Source organism: Streptomyces sp. NPDC058307, from assembly GCF_042880295.1.
Classification (GTDB): Bacteria; Actinomycetota; Actinomycetes; order Streptomycetales; family Streptomycetaceae; genus Streptomyces.
Genome location: NZ_JBHVYZ010000057.1, coordinates 1 through 2,550, shown reverse-complemented (window position 1 = coordinate 2,550; position 2,550 = coordinate 1). Strand labels below are relative to the sequence as shown.

Below are 2,550 nucleotides of genomic sequence, written 5' to 3'. Positions count from 1 at the left end.
CGCGTACGGACACGGCGAGTCGGCCCGGGCCGGATGTTCGGCTGGCCGCCGGGAGGACGGTCCTCCGGCAGCTCTCAGCAGCACGGCGGTGGTGTCAACCGCCCCGTCGCGCAGGGCGCGCGTCCACCGGAACCGTCAACGGATCCGGAGGGGAAGCGTGTGCGGCCCTCGCGTCTGCTTCCCGCCCCAGACCACCGCCGCCTCGTCCTGGATGCTGAACTTCGGGATCCGTTCCAGCCAGACCTCGAGCGCCACCCGGAGCTCCATACGCGCCAGGTGCGAACCGAGACAGCGATGGATGCCCAGGCCGAACGTGGCGTGCCGGTTGGCCTCGCGGTCGATGACCACCTCACCGGCCCGGTCGAACTGGGCCGGGTCGCGGTTGGCGGACGGGAAGGACAGCAGCACCCAGTCGTCCGCCTTCATGTCGACACCGCGCCAGTGCATGTCCTCCTTCACCAGCCGGGCCATGGTGACGGGCGCGTAGGCGCGCAGGAACTCCTCCATCGCCGTCGGCAGCAACTCGGGCTCAGCGAGCAGCCGTTCGCGATCCTGCGGGTTCCGGGCGAGATGCCACAGGGACGCGCCGATCGAGGCGTACGTAGTGGCGACGCCGGCGGCGAACAGCAGGGCCATCATCCCGATGACGTGATTCGGGTCGAGCTTGCGACCGTTCATCTCCGCGTTGAGAAGGTAGGTGGTGAGGTCGTCACGCGGGTTCTCGACATGGTCGTTGACCTGCGCGAGCAGGTACACGAAGATCTTGCCCCGGTACTCCATCCGCTTCTCACGCGCCGACAGGTCGTTCTGCGGGTCCCCGAAGAGGTCCCGGAACTGCTCCCTGTCCTCCGGCGGGAAGCCGAGCATGTCGCCGATGACCCGACTCGGAATCTGACTCGCGTAGTCACGGGCCGCGTCGACGACGTCCCGGCCCTGGAACTCGTCGATCAGGGAGTGGCAGAACGCCCTGGTACCCGACTCCAGTTTGCCGACCGCGGTCTTGGTGAAGGCGGGGAGCAGCAGCTTGCGCGCGGTGTGGTGGAACGGCGGGTCGGAGGAGAGCGGCGGCGTCTCCCCCACGGGCGCGATGGCCCGGGCCGGACGGAAGTCGTCCGGGGTGACCGACCGCGAGGAGAACCGCTCCGTGTCGTAGGCGATCGCCGCGACGTCCTCGTACAGGGTCGGCAGCCAGGCACCCCCGAACCGCTCGGTGTGCGCGATCGGGCACCGCTGCCGCAGGTCGTCCATGATGGGGTACGGATCGGCGAGCCACTGCGGGTCCATGTGGGAGAAGTCGGTCCCCCATTCCGTCACCGGGCCGGTGATGATCTCGCTGCGCTGGATGTGGTGCCGATCCCGGTCAGGGTCCCGGAAGTCCTTGCTGAAGCGATCGTCGTCAGTCATCTCACGCTTCCTCAGCCAGGGTTATCGCCCGCTCCGGGCAACTCGCGACGGCCAGACGGGTGGCACGCTCGTGGCCCGCCGGTACGCGCCCGTCGCCCTTGACCTTTCCGTAGCCCTCGACGTCGTCGTCGAACGACTCGGGATCGATGTCGTAGCAACGGCCGTGCCCTTGGCAGCGTCCGGGATCGATCTGCACTTTCACCGTGAACCGTCCCTCCGGCATGGGGTGTTCGCCGGGCGGTTGCGACGGCGACGGGAACCCGCCGAACCCGGTGAGTTCGGCGGATGAACGGGCGGAATGTCCACGTGCGGCCTCCTCGGCGTGCGGCTGGCCCGGGTTCATGCTTCCTGGCATCGCAGGGCCGCGTAAGAGGCGACAGCCATCGCCCAGCAACTGCGGGGTAATTCGGCCCCCATCCCCGGCTTCGCCCCGCCGGGGACGGGGCACAGCGCGGCCCGTCGCAACACCTGACGAGGCCGCCGGCAGGGGGCCGGACGGCTCAGCCGGTGCCGAACTGCGCCGTCACATGGGCCGCGAGGGCGGCTGCGCTGCGGTGGTCGAAGATGAGGGTGGCGGGCAGTCGGAGTCCGGTGGCGGTGGCGAGCCGGTTGCGCAGTTCCAGTGCGCCCAGGGAGTCGAAGCCCATGTCCCGGAAGGGCTGCTGGGGTTCGAGGCTCTCGGGCCGGGCATGACCGAGTACCGCCGCGGCGTGCGCCCGTACGATCTGCAGGACGGCCTGCTCCCGTTCGCTCGTGTCAAGCGCGGCCAGCCGGGCGGCCAGGCCCTGGGCCGATGCCGCGGCGGTCGGCCGTTTTCCGGTGCCCGTGGCCAGGTTGCGCAGCAGCGGGGGCAGCGCGCCACGGGCCCGGGAGAACCTTGACGGATCCATACGGGCCGGGACCAGCAGGGGCGTGGAGAGTCGGGCTGCGGCGTCGAAGAGTGCCAGACCCTGCTCCGTGGTCATCGGCTGGATGCCGCCGCGGGTCAGTCGGGACATCCCGGCGTCGTCCAGGTGCGCGGTGATCGTCGAGCGTTCCGCCCACAGCCCCCAGGCCAGTGACTGCCCTGCCAGTCCTTGATCGCGGCGGTAGGTGGCGAGGGCGTCGAGGAAGGCGTTGGCCGCCGCGTAGTTGCCCTGTCCGGGG

Annotated in this window: 3 protein-coding genes; all 3 read right to left on the bottom strand. The window is 70.2% G+C overall.

Translation table 11 applies throughout. The features are described from left to right. Nucleotides 1-135: 135 nt before the first annotated feature. Complete coding sequence (locus tag ACFVYN_RS31560) at nt 136-1,404, bottom strand: cytochrome P450 (RefSeq protein WP_390004722.1); 1,269 nt, start codon at nt 1,402-1,404, stop codon at nt 136-138. Nucleotide 1,405: 1 nt separating this feature from the next. Beyond that, complete coding sequence (locus ACFVYN_RS31555; protein WP_390004720.1) at nt 1,406-1,747, bottom strand: ferredoxin; 342 nt, start codon at nt 1,745-1,747, stop codon at nt 1,406-1,408. A 157-nt stretch (nt 1,748-1,904) separates the two neighbouring features. Continuing rightward, a partial coding sequence (locus ACFVYN_RS31550; RefSeq protein WP_390004718.1) for a beta-ketoacyl reductase occupies nt 1,905-2,550 on the bottom strand: 646 nt, incomplete at its 5' end.